Source organism: Zobellella aerophila (assembly GCF_039539325.1).
GTDB lineage: Bacteria > Pseudomonadota > Gammaproteobacteria > Enterobacterales > Aeromonadaceae > Oceanimonas > Oceanimonas aerophila.
Genome location: NZ_BAABCX010000007.1, coordinates 21,868 through 42,568, shown reverse-complemented (window position 1 = coordinate 42,568; position 20,701 = coordinate 21,868). Strand labels below are relative to the sequence as shown.

General features: G+C 62.3%; 14 protein-coding genes. 12 read left to right on the top strand and 2 right to left on the bottom strand.

Features of this window, described 5'->3' with window-relative positions; genetic code table 11:
* Positions 1-16 precede the first annotated feature (16 nt).
* Together ABD806_RS16525 and ABD806_RS16520 are read right to left on the bottom strand one after the other, a co-directional pair.
* On the bottom strand, positions 17-2,026 hold the full coding sequence (locus ABD806_RS16525; protein WP_344959901.1) for a CocE/NonD family hydrolase: 2,010 nt from the start codon (positions 2,024-2,026) through the stop codon (positions 17-19).
* Positions 2,010-3,611, bottom strand: coding sequence for a BCCT family transporter (locus ABD806_RS16520; RefSeq protein WP_344959900.1), 1,602 nt, complete (start codon positions 3,609-3,611; stop codon positions 2,010-2,012). Before ABD806_RS16520 ends, ABD806_RS16525 begins: the two co-directional genes overlap by 17 nt.
* Before the next feature lie 374 nt (positions 3,612-3,985).
* On the opposite strand from ABD806_RS16520, the gene dnaA reads away from it, so the two are divergent.
* The 12 genes from dnaA (at position 3,986) to bcsB (ending at position 20,697) form a co-directional block, all read left to right on the top strand.
* The gene (gene dnaA, locus ABD806_RS16515; RefSeq protein ID WP_344959899.1) at positions 3,986-5,350 is read left to right on the top strand and encodes a chromosomal replication initiator protein DnaA; all 1,365 of its coding nucleotides are present in this window, start codon (positions 3,986-3,988) and stop codon (positions 5,348-5,350) included.
* A 13-nt stretch (positions 5,351-5,363) separates the two neighbouring features.
* On the top strand, positions 5,364-6,467 hold the full coding sequence (dnaN, locus tag ABD806_RS16510) for a DNA polymerase III subunit beta (protein ID WP_344959898.1): 1,104 nt from the start codon (positions 5,364-5,366) through the stop codon (positions 6,465-6,467).
* Between the two features lie 2 nt (positions 6,468-6,469).
* The gene (gene recF / locus ABD806_RS16505) at positions 6,470-7,561 is read left to right on the top strand and encodes a DNA replication/repair protein RecF (RefSeq protein ID WP_344959897.1); all 1,092 of its coding nucleotides are present in this window, start codon (positions 6,470-6,472) and stop codon (positions 7,559-7,561) included.
* A 4-nt stretch (positions 7,562-7,565) separates the two neighbouring features.
* Entirely contained in the window at positions 7,566-9,983 is a 2,418-nt protein-coding gene (gene gyrB / locus ABD806_RS16500) for a DNA topoisomerase (ATP-hydrolyzing) subunit B (protein WP_344959896.1), read from the top strand.
* Between the two features lie 234 nt (positions 9,984-10,217).
* Positions 10,218-11,345, top strand: a complete 1,128-nt coding sequence (zapE, locus tag ABD806_RS16495) for a cell division protein ZapE (protein ID WP_344959895.1) — start codon at positions 10,218-10,220, stop codon at positions 11,343-11,345.
* A 161-nt stretch (positions 11,346-11,506) separates the two neighbouring features.
* Positions 11,507-13,054, top strand: coding sequence for a cellulose biosynthesis protein BcsE (gene bcsE / locus ABD806_RS16490; protein WP_344959894.1), 1,548 nt, complete (start codon positions 11,507-11,509; stop codon positions 13,052-13,054).
* 2 nt (positions 13,055-13,056) lie between these two features.
* Entirely contained in the window at positions 13,057-13,260 is a 204-nt protein-coding gene (bcsF, locus tag ABD806_RS16485) for a cellulose biosynthesis protein BcsF (RefSeq protein ID WP_344959893.1), read from the top strand.
* Entirely contained in the window at positions 13,244-14,905 is a 1,662-nt protein-coding gene (gene bcsG, locus ABD806_RS16480) for a cellulose biosynthesis protein BcsG (protein ID WP_344959891.1), read from the top strand. The genes bcsF and bcsG overlap by 17 nt, the downstream gene beginning before the upstream one ends.
* Before the next feature lie 36 nt (positions 14,906-14,941).
* The gene (gene bcsR, locus ABD806_RS16475; protein ID WP_344959890.1) at positions 14,942-15,148 is read left to right on the top strand and encodes a cellulose biosynthesis protein BcsR; all 207 of its coding nucleotides are present in this window, start codon (positions 14,942-14,944) and stop codon (positions 15,146-15,148) included.
* Positions 15,139-15,876, top strand: coding sequence for a cellulose biosynthesis protein BcsQ (bcsQ, locus tag ABD806_RS16470; protein WP_344959889.1), 738 nt, complete (start codon positions 15,139-15,141; stop codon positions 15,874-15,876). The genes bcsR and bcsQ overlap by 10 nt, the downstream gene beginning before the upstream one ends.
* A complete protein-coding gene (bcsA, locus tag ABD806_RS16465; protein ID WP_344959888.1) occupies positions 15,873-18,455 on the top strand; it encodes a UDP-forming cellulose synthase catalytic subunit in 2,583 nt (860 codons plus the stop codon). The genes bcsQ and bcsA overlap by 4 nt, the downstream gene beginning before the upstream one ends.
* Positions 18,456-18,465: 10 nt before the next feature.
* Complete coding sequence (bcsB, locus tag ABD806_RS16460; protein WP_344959887.1) at positions 18,466-20,697, top strand: cellulose biosynthesis cyclic di-GMP-binding regulatory protein BcsB; 2,232 nt, start codon at positions 18,466-18,468, stop codon at positions 20,695-20,697.
* The last annotated feature ends 4 nt before the right edge of the window (positions 20,698-20,701 follow it).

The following is a 20,701-nucleotide window of genomic DNA, read 5'->3' as shown; positions in this document are numbered from 1 at the left end:
AGCGGGTGGTCCAAGGCTACTGCGCTACCCTGGGAATACGGCTATCCCAGCATTTTTCGTGACATTGCTCCCCGTTCAACCAGGCGACCTGTTTGCCGGTCAGATAGAAGTGATGCGCGTCGCAGGACAGCCGCAGCTCGCTTTCCACCCGGACCTCCCAGTCGTCCCGGCCTACCCGGTACAGCCAGCGGATATCGGCCTTGGAGGCATCGGGATCATAAGGCCGGGTGCGGTACTCTTCGGTGGCCTGCTGCTCCACCCAGAGGCCGTGGTCGAGGAAACGATAGGCGCCCATGTCGTCCTCGACCCGCACGCAGACCTCGCCGCTGGTGACATCTTCGCTGATGGTGCGTCTGGGGCAGGCCTCGCGCAGGAACTCCATGGCCACCGGGGTGGCCGCTTCCGGCGGCTGAAAGGGATTGTCGATGGTTTCGCCCTGGAATACCGGCAACTCCAGGCGTTGCAGGCCGGGTATCAGGCTCAGGGTGGTGAGCCTGGGGCTGGGCCAGAGCAGGGGGAAGTGGGCGGTGGCGATGGCGATGCGCAGCCGATGGCCGGCCGGCACCCGGTAGCCGATATTGTCCAGCTCCACCTCGAACGTCATCTCCTCGCCGGGCACCGGTGGTTCGAGCTTGCCCGGGTCGTTGCGCAATGCCAGGTTCAAGGTGCCGTAGCTGACCAGGGTGGTGCGCCCGTCCGGGGCTACATCGTTAAGGCGCACAGTGACCTGGCCGCAGTCCTGATCCACCTTGCCCCTGAGCGAGACCCTGGGGTTGCCCAGCAGCGCCAGGGGCGCGCTCAGCGGCGCGCTGTCGAAGCACAGGGACTGGGCATCGTCACGGCGCTGATCGGTGGGGAAGTCGGGACCGAACCAGATGGCACAGTATTCGCCACCATGAACCCCGGTGGTGAGCGGGGAGCAGACGGCTGCGGTCCGGGTCAGTGAGTGCTCGCCGGGCTGCAGGCCGCCGTCGGCCAGGCTGAAGACCTGTCGTTCAACCTGGCTGGCGGGCCAGCCGTCGGTCTGCACCCAGTCGCCGGGCCGGTGGGCGCTCATGGCGGAGGGGGGTTGGGCATCCTGCAGGTAGAAGGTGCATGCGGGCTCGTCCATGATGCCGGTATCTATGCCCTTCAGCCAGTGATCCCACCAGCGCAGGGCCTCCTGCAGGAAGCCGATGGCCGGATCCGGAATGGCGAAGTGGGGATACTTGTGGATCCAGGGACCGATCAGCGTCTTCTTCGGACACTTGAGTCGCTCCATCATCCGTACCGGGGTGTTGCGATAGGCATCACCCCAGCCACCGATGCAGTATACGGCGGCCTCGATATCCCCGTAGTTTTCACAGATGGAGCCATGGGCCCAGTAGTCGTCCCTGAGCGAGTGCTGTAACCAGTTTTCCGCCAGCAGCGGCATGTTTTCCAGCCGGTGTTTCCACATGGACTGCCAGGCATCACCCACCAGCCGGGGATCCGGCACGGCGGCGGAGAAGCTCAGCATGGTGGCGGCCCAGCCCAGGTTTTCCAGCAGCAGGTTGCCGCCCTTGTAATGGATATCGTCCGCATAGCGATCGTCGGTGGAGCAGAGGGTGATGATGGCTTTCAGCGCCTTGGGTTTGCGCGCCGCCACCTGCAGGCCGTTAAAGCCGCCCCAGGAGATGCCCATCATGCCGATGTTGCCGTCGCACCAGGGCTGCCGGCACAGCCAGTCGATCACCTCCAGGGCATCGTCCTGCTCCTGTCGCAGGTATTCATCCAGCATCAGGCCGTCGGACTCGCCGTTGCCGCGGATGTCCACCCGCACACAGGCATAACCATGACCCGCCAGATAGGGGTGGGTCAGGGCGTCGCGCACCGCCGTGCCGTCCAGCTTGCGGTAAGGCAGGTATTCCAGGATGGCGGGTACCGGCTGCTGCTCGGCGTCGGCGGGCAGCCAGATGCGGGCCGCCAGGCGGGTACCATCCTTGAGGGGGATCAGCAAATGTTCTATTTCTCGCACCTGGCGGGGAAACTCACGCTTGATCTGCATTGGCCGGTGCTCCTTCAAAAGAGTGTGAGGGTGAGTGCGGGTCGGCGGCCAGGGCAGCGGCGCTGTCCGGCTCCAGCAGGCTCGGGTTGGAGAGCCAGCGCCACAGGGAGGCGCTGGCCAGCAGGATGATGAACATGGCGGGCAGGCCACCCAGGTTGGATAGCATCTTGACGCCGTCCAAGCCGACAAAGGACACCATGATCCAGGACACCACCCCGATAATGGAGCCCCACAATACCTTCATCGGCAGGCCGGTATTAAGGTCGCTGTCGGCGGTCAGGCCCCGGGTGCAGAGGCTGCCGATGGCGTCGGTATTGGAGTCGGCGGCGGTTACATAAGAGATGTAGGCGATAAACAGCAGCAGGATAATCATCAGCTGGCTGCCCGGCAGCTGCTCGAACAACCGATACAGCACATGTTCCACCCCCTGGTTATTGAGCACATCGTTCAGCCCCGCTGCCTGGTGCATTTCCAGGTAGATGGCGGCACCGGAGAAGATGCAGATCCAGGCGATGGCGAACAGGGAAGGAAACAGCAGGTTGATGCGGATGAACTCGCGCACCGTATAGCCGCGGGCGATCTTGCCGAGGAACAGGGCGCTGATGGGCGCCCAGGCAAACCAGACCGCCCAGTAGAAGATGGTCCACCACTGGGGCCATTGATCGCCGGCGGCGGAACCGCTGAACAGGCTGCGGCTGAAGAAGTTGTCCAGATAGAGGCCGAGCGACTCGGCGCCCAGGGAGATCATGAAGACGCTGGGGCCGAAGGCAAAGACGAACAGGCCGAGGAACAGCAGCAGCCAGGCGTTGAGCGCCGACAGCCGGGCGATACCCTTCTTCAGGCCGCTGGCGGCGGACAGCACGAAGGTGAGCACGATGACGGTGATGATGATGCCGAGGCGCAGCGGGCTGGTATCGCCGCCCAGATACTGGCCCATGCCGCCGGCCAGGGTCAGGGCACCGGTGCCCAGGGAGGATGCCATGCCGGCCACCAGGGCGTAGAGGGCGATGGCGTCAATCAGGCCGCCGAAGCGGCGGGTATTGCGGGCGCCCAGCACCGGCTCCAGTATGCTGCCGATGGAAAAACGCTTGCGCTGGTTATAGAAAGCCAGGGCGAACACCAGCGAGGGGATGGTGTAGATGGCGTAGGGGGTGAAGGACCAGTGCAGGAACATGGTCGATACCGCGAACAGGGCGGCATCGGCGGAGCCGGGCTCCAGGCCGGCGCTTGCGGGCGGTCCGTACAGATGGTACAGGGGTTCGGCCGTGGTCCAGAACAACACCCCCACCGCCAGGGTGGTGCACAGGGTGATGGAAAACCAGCGCAGCTTGGACAGCAGGGGCTGGGCTTTATCCCCGCCGATGCGGATCTTGCCCAGGGGGGAAAAATAAACGACCACCGCCAGCACCAGCAGATAGAGGCTGCCGATATTAAACAGCCAGGAAAAGTTTTGCAGTATGGCACTGTTCAATGCTTTGGTGGTGGCCAGGAAGGTATCCAGGTCCAGGTAACTGGTCACCAGGGCGGCCAGCAGCAGCAGGAAGGTGGGCCAGAACACCAGGGGCCTCAGGTTGGTAGACAACATCAACATCACTCCGTGACAGTTTTCGATAGATCCTCGGTTGCCGCGGCCGTGGGAGACAGCTTGGTGGCAACCCAGCATGACATGCTGCGAGTCTGGCGAGTGGCGAGGAGCCGCTCAATCAATTTCTGGGTATGGGGTCATGCCGCAGGATCATGACTGGGTGCCGGATCCGTCACCGGGCCCGGGATCCTGGCACGTCTTGGGTGTGGGTAGCTTGTTTATAAAACAGCGGATCCTGTGCATTAGGTTGTGATGATCTTGGATAAGTCAAGGATCATATTTTCCAAGATCGGCATGATCCGGCTAGAGATCCCCCCCCCGGCTAAGTAGAATAACCCCCCCTTGAGCAGATCCCTTTAATCGCAGGAGTTTAGATGAGCGCTATGCTTTGGCAGCAGTGTCTTGCCCGGCTACAAGATGAATTGCCTTCGGCGGAATTCAGTATGTGGATCCGGCCACTGCAGGCTGAGTTGGGCGACAACACCCTGACCCTGCGTGCCCCCAACCGCTTCGTGCTGGATTGGGTGCGTGATAAGTACCTGATGCGGATCAACGGCTTGCTGGGCGAGTTTTGCGGCAGCAACTGTCCCGTGCTCAAGTTTGACGTGGGCAACAAGCCGGCGCAGGTGAACCTGATGGCCAACAGCAAGCCCCAGGCAAAGGTGCAGATGGCACCGTCCTGGACGGAGCAGGCCGAAGACAAGCCGCAGATCAACCACAAGAGCAACATGAATCCCAACTATACCTTCGACAACTTCGTCGAGGGTAAGTCTAACCAGCTGGCCCGGGCGGCGGCCCGCCAGGTGGCGGACAATCCGGGCGGCGCCTACAATCCGCTGTTTTTATACGGCGGTACCGGCCTGGGCAAGACCCATTTGCTGCATGCGGTGGGCAACGGCATCCGTGCCCGCAAGACCAACGCCAAGGTTATCTACATGCATTCCGAGCGTTTCGTGCAGGATATGGTGAAGGCGCTGCAGAATAATGCCATCGAAGAGTTCAAGCGCTACTACCGCAGCGTCGATGCCCTGTTGATCGACGATATCCAGTTCTTCGCCAACAAGGAGCGTTCCCAGGAGGAGTTCTTCCACACCTTCAATGCGCTGCTTGAAGGCAACCAGCAGATCATCCTGACCTCGGATCGTTACCCGAAAGAGATCAACGGGGTGGAGGACAGGCTCAAGTCCCGCTTCGGCTGGGGTCTGACGGTGGCGATAGAGCCGCCCGAGCTGGAAACCCGGGTCGCCATCCTGATGCGCAAGGCGGCGGAAAACAACATGCACCTGCCCGACGAGGTGGCGTTCTTTATCGCCAAGCGGCTGCGCTCCAATGTACGCGAACTGGAAGGCGCGCTGAACCGGGTGATAGCGAACGCCAACTTCACCGGCCGGGCCATCAACATCGACTTCGTGCGCGAGGCGCTGCGCGATCTGCTGGCGCTGCAGGAAAAGCTGGTGACCATCGACAACATCCAGAAGACGGTCGCCGAATATTACAAGATCAAGGTGGCGGACCTGTTGTCCAAGCGCCGTTCCCGTTCGGTGGCGCGTCCGCGCCAGCTGGCGATGGCCCTGGCCAAGGAGCTGACCAACCATTCGCTGCCCGAGATCGGCGACGCCTTCGGCGGCCGGGATCACACCACGGTGCTGCACGCCTGCCGAAAAATTGGGCAGTTGCGCGAAGAGAGTCATGATATAAAGGAAGATTATTCCAATCTCATCCGTACCCTTTCTTCCTGATTCGGAGAACACCATGCAGTTTACCCTCAGTCGTGAAGCGCTCCTGCGTCCCCTGCAGCTGGTATCCGGTGCCCTGGGTGGTCGCCCCAATCTGCCCATTCTCAACAATATTCTGCTGAACGTGAGTAACGACTCACTGTCATTGACCGGCACCGATACCGAGGTGGAGATGGTGGCCCTGGTCGGCCTGGAAGGGCCGGTGACCGAAGGCCGCACCACCGTGCCGGCACGCAAACTGCTGGATATCTGCCGGGGCCTGCCCGACGGCGCCGAGCTGAGCTTCACCCAGGATGCGGATCGCCTGTTGCTGCGCTCCGGTCGCAGCCGCTTCAACTTGTCCACCCTGCCGGCGGAAGACTTTCCCAATATCGAGGACTGGAACTCGGAGCTGGAGTTCGATATCAACCAGCAGGCGCTGAAGAAGCTGATCGAGTCGACCCAGTTTTCCATGGCGATCCAGGATGTACGTTACTACCTGAACGGCATGCTGTTCGAGACCGAAGGCCAGTGGTTGCGTACCGTGGCCACCGACGGCCACCGGCTGGCCACCTGCCAGCGCCAGCTGCTGGCGGACGAATTGCCCGCCCAGCAGGTGATAGTGCCGCGCAAGGGGGTGCTGGAGCTGGTCAAGCTGCTCGACCACGAGGAGCAGGACGTGCGTCTGCAGATCGGCAAGAGCAACCTGCGTGCCGTAACCTCCGGCTTTATCTTTACCTCCAAGCTGGTGGACGGCCGGTTCCCCGACTATCGCCGGGTGCTGCCCCGCAACAGCGACAAGACCCTGATCTGCAGCCGGGAAGAGCTGAAGCAGGCGTTTTCCCGGGCGGCGATCCTGTCCAATGAAAAATTCCGCGGCGTGCGCCTGTACCTGCAGGAGCAGACCCTGAAGATCACCGCCAACAACCCCGAGCAGGAAGAGGCGGAAGAGATGCTGGACGTGGATTACCAGGGCGGCGAGCTGGAAATCGGCTTCAACGTCTCCTACGTGCTGGATATACTGGGTACCCTGAAGTCGGAGCAGGTGAAGATCAGCCTGAAAGACGCCAGCAGCAGCGGCCTGATCGAGGCGGAAGACAATGGCGATGCGCTCTATGTGGTGATGCCGATGCGGCTGTAAGCATGAGCCTGGTCAACCTGCAGCTCAAGGATTTTCGCAATATCCGCCATGCCCGCCTGACCCCATCTCCCGGCCTCAACCTGTTGGTGGGGGCCAACGGCAGCGGCAAGACCAGCATCCTCGAAGCCATTCACTATCTGGGCTTCGGCCGCTCCTTCCGCACCCATCTGACCAGCCGGGTGATAGCTCAGGGCGAGCAGGCCTTCACGCTGTTCGCCCGCCTGCAGCGGGGGACGGACGGCCTGGCGGTCGGCCTGAGCAAGACCCGCGGCGGCGATACCCGGCTCAAGGTCGGCGGCAGGGCGGCCGAGCGGCTGGCGGAGCTGGCGGATATTCTGCCCATTCAGTTGATCCATCCGGAAGGGTATAATCTGCTCACCGGCGGTCCCAAGCTGCGGCGCGCCTATCTGGATTGGGGGCTGTTCTATTCGACGCCCGAGTTTTTTCCGGTGTGGGGCGCCTTTCGCCGCATCCTGAAACAGCGCAATGCCCTGTTGCGACAACAGCGGCCCTATCGGGAGCTGGCGTACTGGGATCAGCAGCTGGTGCAGCAGGGGGAATGGCTGAGCCGGTTACGGCAGCAGTACTGCGCCGTGATCAGCCCGCTGATTACGGAGATGGCGGCGGACTTTCTGCCCGAATACGCGTTCACCTTCGATTTTTTTCGCGGCTGGGATCGCCAGAGTGAGCTGGCCCAGTTGCTGGAGCAGGGAATAGAGCGGGATCTGGCGGCGGGATATACGCAGACGGGGCCGCACAAGGCGGAGCTGAGGATCAAGGCCCGGGGCATGCCGGTACAGGATTTGTTGTCCCGCGGTCAGTTGAAATTGCTGGTCTGTGCCATGCGCCTGGCCCAGGGCCTGTACTTGAAGAAGCAGTCGGGCAAGGACTGTATTTTTCTGATAGATGACTTTGCTTCTGAACTCGATGACGAGAAACGCAACCGGCTGGCCAACCGGCTCAACGAGCTCGGTGCCCAGGTGTTTATTTCCGCCATCGACGTTGCTCAGCTAAGCCAGATGATAACACGGGATAACAGTAAGCTGTTTCATGTGAAACAGGGTGAAATCACCGAAACCCAGGAGTGCGAGTAAGCCAATGAGTGAACACACCTATGACTCTTCGAGTATTAAAGTATTAAAGGGTCTGGACGCAGTCCGCAAACGTCCGGGCATGTACATAGGCGATACGGATGACGGCACTGGTCTGCACCATATGGTGTTTGAGGTGGTGGACAACTCGATCGACGAAGCCCTCGCCGGCCACTGTAAAGATATTATCGTCACCATCCATGCCGACGGTTCCGTCTCCGTTTCCGACGACGGCCGGGGCATTCCGGTCGATATACACGAAGAAGAAGGCCGCTCCGCCGCCGAGGTGATCCTCACCGTACTGCACGCCGGCGGCAAGTTCGACGACAACTCTTACAAGGTATCCGGCGGCCTGCACGGGGTGGGGGTGTCGGTGGTCAACGCCCTGTCGGAAACCCTGCAGCTGACCGTCTGGCGCAATGGCAAGGTCCATGAGCAGACCTATCGTCACGGCGAGCCCCAGGCCCCCCTGGCGGCGGTGGGTGAAACCGCCAAGTCCGGTACCCTGATCCGCTTCTGGCCCAGCCATGAAACCTTTACCGATACCGATTTTCATTACGACATCCTGGCCAAGCGGCTGCGCGAGCTGTCGTTCCTGAACTCGGGCGTGTCTATCCGGCTGATAGACGAGCGAGACAACAAGGAAACCCACTTCCAGTACGAAGGGGGCATCCAGGCGTTTGTCGAGTACCTCAACCGCAACAAGACCCCGATCCACCCCAAGGCGTTCCATTTCGCCGCCGAGCGGGAAGACGGCATAGCGGTGGAAGTGTCCATGCAGTGGAACGATTCTTACCAGGAAAACATCTTCTGCTTTACCAACAACATTCCCCAGCGGGACGGCGGGACCCACCTGGCCGGCTTCCGCGCCGCCCTGACCCGTACCCTGAACACCTTTATGGACAAGGAAGGCTTCAGCAAGAAGGCCAAGACCTCGGCCTCCGGTGACGATGCCCGGGAAGGCCTGACCGCGGTGATCTCGGTCAAGGTGCCCGATCCCAAGTTCTCGTCCCAGACCAAGGACAAGCTGGTCTCTTCCGAGGTGAAAACCGCCGTCGAGCAGGCCATGGCCGAGCGGTTGAACGAGTTCCTGCTGGAAAACCCGGGTGATGCCAAGATCGTGGTCAACAAGATCATCGATGCGGCCCGGGCCCGGGAAGCGGCGCGCAAGGCGCGGGAAATGACCCGTCGCAAGGGCGCCCTGGACCTGGCCGGCCTGCCCGGCAAGCTGGCGGATTGCCAGGAAAAAGATCCGGCCCTGTCCGAACTCTACATAGTGGAGGGTGACTCGGCGGGCGGCTCCGCCAAGCAGGGACGCAACCGCAAGAACCAGGCGATATTGCCGCTCAAGGGCAAGATCCTCAACGTGGAGAAGGCCCGCTTCGACAAGATGCTGTCCTCCCAGGAGGTGGCGACCCTGATCACCGCCCTGGGCTGCGGCATCGGCCGGGATGAATACAACCCGGACAAGATGCGTTACCACTACATCATCATCATGACCGATGCGGATGTGGATGGTGCCCATATCCGTACCTTGCTGCTGACCTTCTTCTACCGGCAGATGCCGGAAATCATCGAGCGGGGCTATGTCTATATCGCCCAGCCGCCCCTGTACAAGGTGAAAAAGGGCAAGCAGGAGCAGTACCTGAAGGACGAAGAGGCCATGCTGCAGTACCAGACCAGCCTGGCGCTGGATGGTGCCACCCTGCATGTCAACGAGTCGGCGCCGGCCATCGGTGGCGAGCACCTGGAAAAGCTGGTCAACGATTACCGCAAGGTGCAGATGCTGATCTCCCGGCTGTCCCGCCGGGCGCCCGAGCTGGTGCTCAATGAGCTGATCTACCAGCCGGAGCTGACCCTGGATGCGCTCAATGACGAGGCTCAGGTCAAGGCCTGGGTGGCGGAAATCAACCGGTCGCTGGAAGAAAACAACAGCAACGGCACCCAGTACAGCCTGGATTACAGCTTCTTCGAAGAGCGCAACTGGTACCTACCCAAGGTGAAGGTGCGCCAGCACGGCATAGAGCGGGAATTCCCGATCAGCTATGACTTCTTCGCCTCCGGTGAGTACCGCAGCATAGTGGCCCTGGGCAAGGGCATCGCCAACCTGATCGAGGACGGCGGCTATGTCAAACGGGGCGACAAGACCAAACCGATCGGCAGCTTTGTCGAAGGCCTGGAATGGCTGATGGTCGAGAGCAAGCGCGGCCTCTATGTACAGCGCTACAAGGGGCTGGGCGAAATGAACCCGGATCAGTTGTGGGAAACCACTATGGATCCCGGCACCCGTCGCATGCTGCAGGTGACTATAGAGGATGCAGTCGCCGCCGACGAGCTGTTCTCGACCCTGATGGGCGACCATGTGGAACCCCGTCGTGAGTTTATCGAGACCAATGCCCTGAAAGTGGCCAACCTGGATATCTGATCAGGGTTGAGCCCAAGCTGTCGTTATGCCGTCCTCAGGGGCGGCATTTTTTTATGGTGTGCAGGCGTGAGGATGACCCTGCCGCTTCATCCCTGAAACGGAAGGTCGGTTGAGGTAATCCCTTTTCCTGACATCGATGAATTGACCGGTGGCTTGCTCCCGGAGAGGCTTTTTTTTGTGCCGCTTTCAGGTACCCTGTGCGGCCATTGTTGGAGAGCGAAGGCCATCAGCCCTATGAATGCATTATCGCCGCGCGCCGTCTGGGAGCTGGCCATTAATGAGCAAGGATTCAGTCCAGACCCTGGCCAGCAGCAGGCGGTCGAGCTGCTGGAACGCTGCCATCAGGCGCTGCACCGGGCCGACGAACACGGGGGGCCGGTACCGGGGGTCTACCTCTGGGGTCCGGTGGGCCGGGGCAAGACCTGGCTGATGGACTGCTTCTACCAGGGCCTGGCCCTGCCGTGCCGCCGCCAGCATTTCCATCATTTCATGCGCTGGGTGCACCGGCGCCTGTTTCAGCTGACCGGCACCCCGGATCCGCTGCAGGCGCTGGCCCGGGGGCTGGCCCGGGACGTGCGGGTGCTGTGCCTGGATGAACTGTTCGTCAGCGATATCGGCGACGCCATGCTCCTCGGCCGGCTGCTGCGGCTGATCTTCGAGCAGGGCACGGTGCTGGTGGTGACTTCCAATCAGCCACCCGATCAGCTTTATGCCAACGGCTTCAACCGGGACAGGTTTGCCCCGGCGGTGGCCGCCATACTGTCTGCCATGCAGGTCGCCGCCGTGGACGGCGGACAGGATCACCGGCTGCACCCGGGGGCAGAGAGGCAGCGCTACTGGGTCAATGAATCCGCACAATCGAGTGCCTTGGCGGCGGAATTTGCCCGGCTCAGCGCCGGTGATGACGACACCACCCGGCCCTTTACCCTGGGGCACCGGGAAGTGCTCGTGGTGCGGCGCAGCGAACGGGTGCTCTGGTGCCGCTACCATCAGCTCTGCGAGCAGCCGTTGGCGGCCATGGACTTTATCGAACTCTGTGACCGCTACGCCCATATCCTGCTGAGCGGGCTGCCCTGCCTGAGCGAGGGGGCTAAGGGACGGGATATCGCCCGTGGCACCGAAGACGGCGTCGGGCTGATTGCCGCCGGCGAGCGCCGGCTGCCGGTGTTGTCCCGGCAGGATGACGGCGTGCGCCGGTTCATCGCCCTGGTCGATGAATGCTACGACAGGGGGATACCCCTGTATCTGGAAGCCCGGGTACCGCTTGCCCGACTCTATGGTGGGGGCTATCTCTCGTTTCCTTTCCGGCGTACCCTGAGCCGGTTGCGGGAAATGCAGCTGGCCCGTTTCGGCCCTCGATAATAGTCGGGGCCGGCTCGGGAACAGCCAGGCAGGCCGGTGTCCAGGACCTGCCACGAGGTGATACTGCGATAGTTTTATAACCAATATCGCGGTGTTACAATGCGCGCGTCGCCAAGCCGATAATCATTCGGTTCACTTCTTCCAACACGAATTTTCCCATCATGACTTCATCATTCCCCCTCGGCATCCGGCATTTATGGGATGAACTGCAGCTGCTGCAGAGCTCCGGGCTGTACTGGGTCCATGCGGATCTGCAGGTCGATGCGCTGTCACTGTGCCGGCAGGCGATCGGCAGCCAGCCGGCCAGCACCAAGGCGGCGCTGATCTGCGCCGGCGGTGCCCCGGCAGAGATAGTCGAGGGGCTGGGTGATCGCGGGCCGCAGACCTTGCCGCTGTTTTCATTGCCGGCAAGCTGGCGGGCCTTGCTGCAGTTGCGCGAAGATCTGATGCGCGGCCTCAAGCCCCGTGGTCGTTTGCTGTTGTTGTATGTTCCCGCCCGGCCCTGGCAAGAGGCCATTGAGCGGGCGGCGCTACATGACTGGCTGTCGGGGATGAGCCGCTGGTTGCGCGAACAGGACTGCACCCTGCTGATTGTCACTCATGGCTCGGGCGGAGGGTCACTGCATGTCGCATTGCTGGCCGAACATCGAACCCTCTGGGGCCTGGCTCGGCTGCGCTGGCTGCAGGACAAACATCCGTATCAGGTGGCGTTCTGGTTTAACCATGGCGGCGTCAGCGCCAGTCAGCAGCTCGAGCTGGTCCCGGGAGAAAACGGCTGGCAGGTCCGGGAAGACAGCCGGCAGCAACCCCAGCCCCGCAATGACGAACACCTGGTCCTGTGCCAGCAAGACATACTGGAGGGCGCCCCGGCGCTGTCGGTACACTGGCGCCTGTTTGACAGCAACCAGGCGCTGGCCGGGGCGGGGCAGCAGGCACAGGCGGCCACCCTGGTATTCGCGCTGCTGAACAGCCGGCACATAGAGACACTGGCCCGGGAAATACATCGATTGCGCTGCCTGCGGGGCAAGGGGATTAAGCTGGTAATACGGGAAATGTCGGCCAGCCTGCGTAACGCCGATGAACGCTTGCTGCTGGCCTGTGGCGCCAACCTTGTGGTACCGCACCAGGTTCCCCTGTCTCGTTTCCTGCTCCTGCTGGAAGGGGTCCAGGGGCAGGACTATGTGCGTCATGTGCCCTCGGATGTCGGTACCTTGCTGGATGCCAAGCGGCCGCTGCGACTGAAAGGGGTGATCGGTCAGGAGCGTTTCTGCTCCAGCCTGATCGAGCTGATGGATCATCCGCTGCTGCCGGAAGACGGCAAGGGCGTGCTGGTTGCCCTGCAGCCGGTGCCCGGACTGAGGGCGGCACAGTCCCTGACCCTGTGTCGTATACACAGGGAGGGCGATCTGGCCACGGTTGTCGACGACTGCCTGTTCCTATTTCTTTTTTCCTGTGTTATCAATGATCTGGATGTGGCCTTGGAGCATATTTTCCGACTACCAGTGGCCGGCCTGTTCCGTCGGCGGAGGGGATGGCATCAGGATCTCCAGATCCTGGACGAGTTACAGAAAATACGGCGGCGACAGCCGACGGAATGGTTGCCGATCCAGGCCGGCGCCGGAGGAGAGTTAGTGTCGTCGAGTTCCTCGACCGGCCCGTCCCGGCGCCGGCCCCAGGCCATCCGCTTGCCGGTCTTTCGGGAGGAATAGCCATGCGTATTAGTGATATCGTGGGAGTTTTCCTGTTGTGCGCGGCCGTCATGTTGCCATTGGGCTACTGCCTGTGTGGCTGGCTGCCCCGTTTCCGGCAGTGGCTGCGCGCCTTGCTGTTGTCACCGCGCTATCTGAAATCCGAAGGGATCCGCCAGCGCAAAACGTCCACCCCGACAGAGCCGGAACATGACCCAAAACATTAACCATGGCGCCCGCTCTCCGTCATCCCTGCCCCTCCTGGGGCAACACTGGCGTGGTCTGGGCGGCTGGAATTATTATTTCCTGCTGAAATTCGGCCTGCTGTGGTACGGCTATCTGAATTTTCATCCGCTGGCCAACCTGGTACTGGCGGCATTCCTGCTGTTGCCGATCCCGGGGAGTAGGCTGCATCGGCTGCGCCACTGGCTGGCGGTGCCGTTCGGCCTGGGGCTGTTTTATCATGATACCTGGCTGCCCGGTGTCGATAGCCTGCTCAGCCAGGGTGATCAGCTGGCGGGGTTGAGCGCAGCGTATCTGCTGGAGCTGGTGTTGCGCTTTATCAACTTGCAGATGCTGGGGACGGCCTTCGTGTTGTGGGTGGCCTACCTGTTCCTGGCCCAGTGGCTCCGTTTCACGGTATTGGTGGTGGCGGCCCTGGGTTGGCTCAATGTGCTTAATGTTTCCGGCCCGGCGGTGAATCTGTTACCCATGACGGCTCCGCCGCTGGCAGAACGTCAGCCCGATGGGCCGGCGGCCGTACCGGCCAGGGTGCCGTCGGTCGAGACTCCGGCCACCAATCAGAATCTGAATGCCGCTCTTGATGCCTTTTATCAGCAGGAGCGGCAACGGCGGACCGAGTTTCCAAGTTCGCTCCCCGCCGATGCGGTGCCCTTCGATCTGCTGGTGATCAATGTCTGCTCGCTGTCCTGGTCAGATCTCGAGGCCGTCGAGCTGGCCTCGCACCCGTTATGGCAGCGGTTTGACATCCGCTTCCAGGACTTTAACTCGGCGACTTCCTACAGTGGTCCGGCCGGGATCCGCCTGCTGCGCGCCAGCTGTGGCCAGAGTCCTCAACAAGAGCTGTATCAGCCGGCGGATCCCCGCTGTTATCTGTTCGACAACCTGGCGCAACTGGGTTTCAGCACCCGGCTGGGCATGGATCATAGCGGTGACTTCGGCGGCTACCTGGCCGAGCTGCGCCGCCACGGCAACCTGCAGGCGCCGCTGATGTCACAGCAGGGCATGTCCCGGTCGCTGGTCTCGTTTGACGGCGAGCCTGTGCTGAATGATGCACAGCTGTTCAGTCGCTGGCTCTCCCAGCAACAGGGCGCCGGCGATACCCGCAGCGCCACTTTCTTCAATCTGATCCCGCTGCATGATGGCAATCGCCTGCCCGGGCAAAACGAAACCGCCCCCTATCGGGCCCGTGCCCGTACCCTGTTCGATCAGCTGGACGCCTTCTTCGATCAACTGGCGCAATCCGGCCGCAGGCTGATGGTGGTGGTCGTGCCCGAGCATGGGGCCGGGCTGGTTGGCGACAAGGTACAACTGTCCGGCCTGCGTGATATTCCCAGCCCGTCCATGACCCGGGTCCCGGTCGGCATCAAGCTGTTCGGCACGCAGGCGCCGCACCAGGGGCAGGTGCTCGAGATCAAGGCCCCAAGCAGCTATCTGGCGCTCTCCGAGCTGATCGCCCGGCTGGTGGATGGCAAGGTATTCGGGGCGAGCGATATCGACTGGCAGGCCCTGGTCCAGGGGCTGCCGCAAACGACAGCGGTGTCGGAAAATGATAATGCGGTGGTGATGGAGTTTCAGGGCAACAGCCATATCCGCCTCAACGAGGGCGACTGGGTGCCCTATCCCCGATGATATCGGCTGATGTATCAAAGAGTTGCGAGTGGCAGCATGAAGCATAAAAACCATGATTACGATGGCCTGCACTGGGCAGAAAACACCCAGGATGATCTCGGCGCATTGAGCCGGCTCGTGTCGTTGCCGGCGCTGGGATATCAGGATATCGGCCGGCAGCAGCAGCTGGCCGCCATTGTCGAACGCTGGCCCTTGCTGGAGGAGTTGTCCCTGGCGCCGGATGCCGAGGACGCATGCCGGTAATCGCTTTGCAGGGGATCCGCGGCGGTGTGGGCACCACCTCCATCACGGCGGGCCTGGCCTGGGCCTTGCACCGACTGGGCGAGCGGGTGCTGGCCATCGACTTTTCGCCGGACAACCAGCTGTGCCTGCATTTCAACACCCCGCTTTCACTGACGGCGGGCTGGGCCCGGGCGGAGCTGGATGAGCGGCCCTGGCACCAGGACGCGCTGCGCTACGCGGACGGGCTGGATTTCTTGCCCTTCGGGAAGCTGTCGGTGGCCGAGTGTTCTCGCTGGCTGGCACGGCATCAGCAAGCGCCCGGACGCTGGCCGCAATACCTGACCCAGCTGCGCGACAGCGGCGATTATAACTGGCTGCTGCTGGATCTGCCCGCCGCCGGGCCGGCCTGTATCGAGCAGTGGCGGGCGGCGGCCGATGCGCAGCTCTGCGTGCTGACGGCGGATGCCAACAACCATATCCGCCTGCACCAGCAGTCGCTGCCGCCGGGGGCCCGGCTGCTGCTCAACCAGTTTTCCGCCGACAGTCGCCTGCAGCAGGATCTGCAGCAAAACTGGCGGCAACACCTGGATACCTTGCTGCCGCTGTCGATCCATCGGGATGAAGCTATGGCCGAGGCGCTGGCCGTCAAGCAGCCGGTGGGAGAATACAGTGCCGTCAGCCTGGCCGCGGACGAGCTCAATATCCTCGCCGGCTGGTGCCTGGCCCATGTGACCGGGTCGCGTCCATGAACTGGTTGATGGGGCCGCTACTCAGTCAGGGGCTGCGGGCACTGGGGCTGCGCTATCGGGGTTACCGCAGCCAGGGCAGCTCGGTGCCGGCCGCCGGCCTGTGCTGTGCCGGCCTGCTCCTGGCCTGGTCCCTGTTTCGGCTGGAATCGCCCGGCTGGCAGGCGCTGCGCACCCGGCACGGCTACTGGTTTCCCCATCTCGCTCCGGAGCGTCCCCGGTCGGGTGACGGCCTGCGTTACCTGCTGCAGGCAGGCTGGTTATTGCTGACCCGTCCCGCCGGACAAAGGCAGCCGATATGGCCGGCCCGTTGGCGCGATGCCGGTAGCCGGCGGCGACGTTCGGCGAGCGTGGCGGACAGGCAGGAGAGCGAGACCGCCTCCCCATCCTCTCCCCGAGGGCTCCGTCGCATCGGGCGGATGCTGATGGTGCTGGTTTCGGTGCTGCTGGCCCTGCTGTGTATATCACAACCCTTTGATCTGCAGACCCAACTGGTGTTTGTGATGGTGCTGTGGGCGATGGCCATGGCGGTGCGCCGGCTGCCCGGGCGGTTTGCGGCGCTGCTGATGATCATGCTGTCGCTGCTGGTGTCCTGTCGTTACCTGTGGTGGCGCTATACCTCGACCCTGAACTGGGACGATCCGCTCAGCCTGCTCTTCGGCCTGTTGTTGCTGGCGGCGGAGACCTACGCCTGGCTGGTGCTGGTGCTGGGCTATTTCCAGTCGCTCTGGCCCTTGCATCGCCAGCCGACGCCGCTGACGGCGGCGCCGGCCGACTGGCCGGTCATCGATATCATGGTACCCACCTACAATGAACCGTTAAGCGTGGTCAAGCCGACCATCTATGCGGCCCTGGGCATCGACTGGCCGAAGGACAAGCTCAATATCTATCTGCTCGATGACGGTGACCGGGCCACGTTCCGGGAGTTCGCCGCGGAGGCGGGGGTGCGCTATATCGCCCGGCCGACCCATGAACATGCCAAGGCCGGCAACCTGAATTATGCCCTGCGGCAGGCAGAGGGCGAATTTGTCGCCATCTTCGACTGTGATCATGTGCCGACCCGCACCTTCCTGCAGCTGACCATGGGCTGGTTTTTCAAGGATAAAAAGCTGGCCATGCTGCAGACGCCGCACCATTTTTTCTCGCCGGATCCGTTCGAACGCAATCTGGGGCGCTTCGGCCAGACCCCGAACGAAGGGTCACTCTTCTACGGCCTGCTGCAGGATGGCAATGACATGTGGGATGCCACCTTCTTCTGTGGTTCCTGTGCGGTGATCCGCCGCAGCGCCCTGGATGAGGTGGGCGGGATAGCGGTGGAAACCGTGACCGAAGATGCCCATACCTCGCTGCGCCTGCACCGTCTGGGCTACACCTCGGCCTATATCCGTATTCCCCAGGCCGCGGGCCTGGCAACCGAAAGCCTTTCCGCCCATATCGGCCAGCGGATCCGCTGGGCAAGGGGTATGGTGCAGATTTTCCGGTTGGACAATCCGCTGCTGGGCAAGGGACTGAAACTGACCCAGCGGCTCTGTTACGCCAATGCCATGCTGCATTTCCTGTCGGGCATTCCCCGGCTGATCTTCCTGACCGCACCGCTGGCCTTCCTGCTGTTGCACGCTTACATCATCTACGCCCCGGCGCTGGCCATTGCGCTCTACATGCTGCCCCATATGATCCATGCCAACCTGGCCAACTCCAGGATCCAGGGTAAATACCGTTATTCGTTCTGGAGTGAGGTCTACGAAAGCGTGCTGGCCTGGTATATCGCCCGGCCGACCACGGTGGCCCTGTTTAATCCCCATAAGGGCACATTCAATGTCACCGGCAAGGGCGGGCTGGTCGAACAGGCCCATGTGGATTGGGAGATCAGCCGCCCCTACCTGGTGCTGGTGCTGCTCAACCTGTGCGGGCTGATCGCCGGCGGCTGGCGGCTGGCATACGGCGATGCGGATGAGATACCGACGGTGATCCTGAGTCTGGGCTGGGTACTGTTCAATATGCTGATCCTGGGCGGGGCCATCGCGGTGGCGGTGGAAGCCAGGCAGGTACGTCAGGCGCACAGGGTGGATATCGCCCTGCCCGCCGCCGTCAAACGCGCGGACGGTCACCTGTTTCCCTGTACGGTGCGCGATTATTCGGACGGCGGCGTGGGTATCGAACTGCGCCAGGACGGCGTACTACAGGAAGGGGAGCCGATCACCCTGTTGCTCAAGCAGGGTCAGCGGGAGTGCACTTTCCCGGCGACGGTGAGGCGTCGGGTCGGGACCAGGATCGGACTGCAGTTGAGTACCATGACCCGGGAACAGCATATCGCCTTTATCCAGTGTACCTTTGCCCGTGCCGATACCTGGGCCCGCTGGCAGGATGAGTTTGCCCGCGACAAACCGATGGCCAGCCTGAGTGATGTGCTGGCGTTGGGCTGGAACGGATTTCAGAGCCTGCTCGACTATCTGCCGTCGCCGCTGACACGGCTGTCTGCCGGGGTGAGCCGGCTGCTGGCGTGGCTGGCGTCCTTTATTCCGCGCAATCCGGACCAGGACATGCCGTTATCCGGGCCGTCCCGGACCTTTGCTCAACCTTGATGAGGGAATAATGATAAAAATAATCACCTTGTTCATCCTGATGCTAGGAGGCATCGGTGCCCGGGTCCATGGGTCCGAGACGGCGCTTGCCGGGCTGGAACAGGCCCCGACCCGCGATGTCGAGCTCGCCTTCGGGCGGCTGACCCAGTCGAAGGGTAGCCTGCCCCTGCGTGGCAGCAGTCCCGAGGGCCAGGTTGAATTCGGAGTACGCAGCGATGAGGTGGTGTCCAGCGCCACGCTGAACCTGGAGTTTATCCCGTCACCCGCATTGCTGCCGGTCGAGTCCCAGGTAAAGGTGTACCTCAACGATGAAATGATGGGAGTGGTGCCGATTGCACCTGAGCAGCTGGGTAACAAGAGCCGGGTGCAGGTGCCGTTGGATCCCCGCTATATCGGCGACTTCAACCGGGTAAAACTGGGGTTTATCGGTCATTATCAACGCATTTGTGAAAATCCGGTCCACAGCAGCCTGTGGCTGGATGTGGCCAGCAGCAGTTCCTTGTCGCTGCGATATCAGGCGCTGCCGCTGAAGAACGATCTGTCCTATTTTCCCGAGCCGTTTTTCGATGACCGGGATACCCGGCCGCTGACCCTGCCGATGGTGTTTGCCGGCTCTCCGGCGCTGGCCCAGCAAAAAGCGGCGGCGGTGCTGGCGTCCTGGTTCGGCGCCCAGGCCCAGTGGCGCGGCCAGCGGTTTCCGGTGCTGTTCAACCAATTGCCCGAGCGCCATGGCATCGTATTCGCCACCAATGACCAGCGACCGGACTTCCTGCAGGATTATCCCGCCGTTGATGGCCCGACCGTGGAGATGATCAGCCATCCTCAGGATCCCTACGTCAAGCTGTTGCTGGTGCTCGGTCGCGACGACCAGGATCTGGTTACGGCGGTGCAGGGCATAGCCCAGGGCAGCATCCTGTTTCGCGGCCAGAGTGTCACCGTCGCCGATGTCAGGCCACTGGCACCGCGCCAGCCCTATGACGCGCCCAACTGGGTGCGTACCGACCGGCCGGTTGCTTTTGCCGAGCTGCAAAACTATCCCGGGCAATTGCAGTCCAGTGGCATGGAGCCCTCGCCGATGGCGCTGACCCTGAATTTACCGCCGGATCTGTTTATGACCCGCGATCCGGGCATCGCCATGCAGTTGAAATACCGTTATACCTCGCCGAAAACGGACGATGGCTCCCGGCTGGTGGTCAGCCTCAACGATCAATTGTTGCGTACCTACTCGCTTAAGCCAGAGCGGCAGAGCGGCGAGAAGCTGTTGCAGCTGCTGCTGTTGCAGGATGCGTCCGGCGATAACCAGCTCACCATACCGGCCCTCCAGCTCGGTACCAGCAATCAGCTGCGCTTCAACTTTGACTACGCCAACGCCATTCTCGGGGGCACGCCCGAGCGTTGCGAAACCTACCAGCCGATCCCCAATGAGGTGGTGATCGACGGTGATTCCACCATCGATTTTTCCGGTTACCGCCATTTCATTGCCATGCCGGATTTACGTTCCTTTGCCAATGCCGGCTTCCCGTTCAGCCGGCTGGCGGATCTGTCCCAGAGCCTGGCGGTGGTCGGCAAGCATCCGGGGCCGGCACAGCTCAGTGCCCTGCTCAATGCCCTGGGCGCCATCGGGGCGCACACCGGCTATCCGGCGCTGGGGGTGCGCCTCAGCGATGACTGGCAGCAGGAGCAGGACAGGGATCTGGATGTGCTGTTGATCGGTGCCATACCGGCGGAACTGCGCGATGATCGCAACATCCACCTACTGTTCGAGGCCACCCGGAGCTGGGTACAGATGCCGGCCCGCCAGGCATCGCGACCCGAGCTGATGCCGGATAGCGAGGATGACAGGCCGGAGAGCGAAGCGAAAATCGACTCGGATGGACCCATGGCGGCGGTGATCGGCTTCCAGTCCCCCTTTCATGAACAGCGCAGCGTGGTGGCCTTGCTGGCAGATAGCCCCCGGGGTTATCAGCTGCTCAATGAGGCGATCAACGACGGCGGCCAACGTGCCGCCCTGTCTGGCTCGGTGGCGGTGATCCGGGAGTCGGGGATCAACAGCCTGAGGGTCGGCCAGGCCTACTATGTGGGCTATCTGCCCTGGTGGGAGCGGATCTGGTTTTCGCTGGCCCCGCATCCGCTGGTCCTGGCCACGCTGACGGCCCTTAGCGTGCTGCTGATGGTGCTGGTGCTGTGGCGGGTTCTGCGCACCCTGAGTCGCCGCCGGCTGTCGCCGGATGAGCGGGACTAAGCTC